Raw genomic sequence first — 2,391 nt, 5'->3', positions numbered from 1 at the left:
GCCTGGGGCGGAGGTGGCGCCTGGGTGACGACGGTGAGGTCGCGCGCCGCGCCCAGCGCGGAGGCCAGCGAGTCTGGCTGGGGCTGCTCCGGCGTGGCGAGCGAGAACGCATGGGCCTCCTCGCGCTGCTCGATGGCGAGGAGCGACTGGCCCACGACGACGAGCCGCACGAAGCGCCGGCCCTCTTCGATGCGCCGCACGAGCTGGGGCGCGGTGCCATCCAGCTTGAGCACGGCGATGCCGCCCCGGCCGAGCGCGACGTAGGTCACGCCCTGATGGACGACCGAGTCGAGGACAGGGCCCAGGCCCAGTTCTTCCGCGGCACGTGAGGCCGGGGACGCGGGAGCCTGGGCGATGATGACGGAGGCGAGGAGCGCGGAGCCGAGCATGTGGCCGGCTCTATATCGCTCCTGCCTCCCGGGGTTCCTGGACTTTGGGTCAAGCCTAGTCGACGAGCAGCCGCTTCACGGGCGCGGGGTCCACGGCCACCATCAGGGGGCGGGTGAAGTGGCTGAACGACATCAGCGCCTGGCCTGGAGCGAGCCGCGACACACGGCTCCACAGGCTCTCGTCGATGCTGCCCACGCTCTTCTTCAGCTGGTTGATGACGGCCCCGTCCGTGATCTTGTGGATGATGAAGTTGTTGAGCAGGGCCAGCACTTCGGAAGGCAGGTGTTGGGGCAGTTGCGTGACGAAGACGAGTCCCAGCCACCGCTTGCGGCCCCGCTTGGCAATACGAGCGACCTGTTCGAAGAGGGTCTTCATCTGCGCGATGCGGCTGGCGGACAGGAACTCGTGGGCCTCCTCGATGATGATGAGGACCGGGGTGATGTCCTTGCCCTCGCGGTGGGCCTTCTCGTAGCTGGCCTCCTGCCGCTCCTGGATGCCTCGCAGGATGTCCGCGATGACCAGGTTGTTGAGCTGGGGGGATTCCGTGTCGGACAGGTCGATGACGGACACCCGCCCTGGCGAGAGCATGGTGTCGTACTTCACGCCCTCCGTGGTGCCCATGTCGAAGATGTTCAGCCTGCGCAGCCGCTGGATCTTGCTGGCCAGTGCCTTCCAGCTGATGACGTTGCGGCTGCTCTGCGCCATCACCCGCCGCATCACCTTGCCGGGGTCGTTCTTGAAGACGCTGTAGAGCGTCAGCGAGTTGGCCGGAGGCCCCTCGTCCTCCTCCAGCACCTCGATCTCCTCGGCGACCGTTCCTCGCGCTCGCGCCGCGCGGCGGGGGCGGGCCCTTCCTTCCGCTCTGCCCTCGTCGCTCATGCTGTAGAGGTAGGCGTTCACGACGTCCAGCAGGTGCTGGATGGTCATCTTCGGGTAGCCCGTGGACAGCTCGTCCACCTCCAGCGCGTCGCGCCGTTCCTCCTCCGTCACGGGATAGACCTCGAAGTCCTCCAGCAGCAGCTTCGTGACGTCGTACGCCTTGAGGAAGCGCTCCTGCTGCGCCTCCGACATGTCGAGGATCTCCGCCAGCGCGTAGGGCGACAGGCTGGAGAAGTTCAACGAGAAGGCGTGCTTGTTCTTGTGGCGCGGGTTGCGGCTCTCGCGGCCGACCAGGTGATGGATGTGCAGGTCCTTCACGCCCTCGGGCTTCTGGCCGCGGCGCTTGAGGGTCTCCACCATGGCGTGGTGGTCCGTGGGCCGGTCCACGTGCGTGTATTCGCCTTCCACGTCGAAGACGATGGTGGCGATGCCCGAGCTCTGCGCGCGGTGGATGAGCGTGGCCACCGTGGTGGACTTGCCGCCGCCCGTCGTCCCGATGATGCCGGTGTGCCGGGGCAGCACGGACTTGTCGCGGGCGTTGATGCGCGCCTCCATCCGCTCGTAGCCCACCACCGAGCCAATGCTCATCTCTCCGCTGACACCCAGCACCTTCGCGCTCTCCTCCTCGTCGAGCACGAAGACGGGGCTCTGCGGCCTGGGACGGAAGCGGTGCGGCTTGAGCACGCCCGCGACCTCCTCCCCGAGGATCTCCACCTCCGCGCGGCCGTGGTACTCGAAGGTGTACGTGAGCTTCTTGCCGTGGGTCACCACGCCAATGGCCATGGTGGAGTTCGCGGGAACGGCGTTCGGCTCCGCGAAGGGGCCCTGGACGACGACACCCAGGTAGGCCTTGTCGTCCTCGCGGCACTTGATGCGCACCAGCGTCTGCGACGCCAGCCGGTGCAGGTCCTCCTTCGTGGACAGGACGGTGACGAGGTTGTCGTGGCTCGCGCTGGTGTCGAAGTGGGTGAAGCCCACGGCGTTCTCCAGCTCCGGGTCGGCCTTGAGTGCCTCCGCCCGCTCCTTCGCCGCGTCGATTTCGCCCTTCGCCTTGTCCGGCAGGGGCTGCACGACTTCGTTGCGCGGCGGCTCCGCGGGCGGCGGCTGGGGAACCGGGGCCCG

Annotated in this window: 2 protein-coding genes; both read right to left on the bottom strand. The window is 67.9% G+C overall.

The features are described from left to right. Window positions 1–389 (bottom strand): hypothetical protein (locus tag D7Y21_RS41045; RefSeq protein WP_199735609.1); only part of this gene is annotated, 389 nt, incomplete at its 3' end. Window positions 390–444: 55 nt separating this feature from the next. Beyond that, a partial coding sequence (locus D7Y21_RS41040; RefSeq protein WP_199735606.1) for an ATP-binding protein occupies window positions 445–2,391 on the bottom strand: 1,947 nt, incomplete at its 5' end.

The organism is Corallococcus sp. AB045, assembly GCF_003668895.1.
Classification (GTDB): Bacteria; Myxococcota; Myxococcia; order Myxococcales; family Myxococcaceae; genus Corallococcus; species Corallococcus coralloides.
Note: the sequence above shows the minus strand (reverse complement) of the source record. Positions and strands in the feature narration are given on the sequence as shown.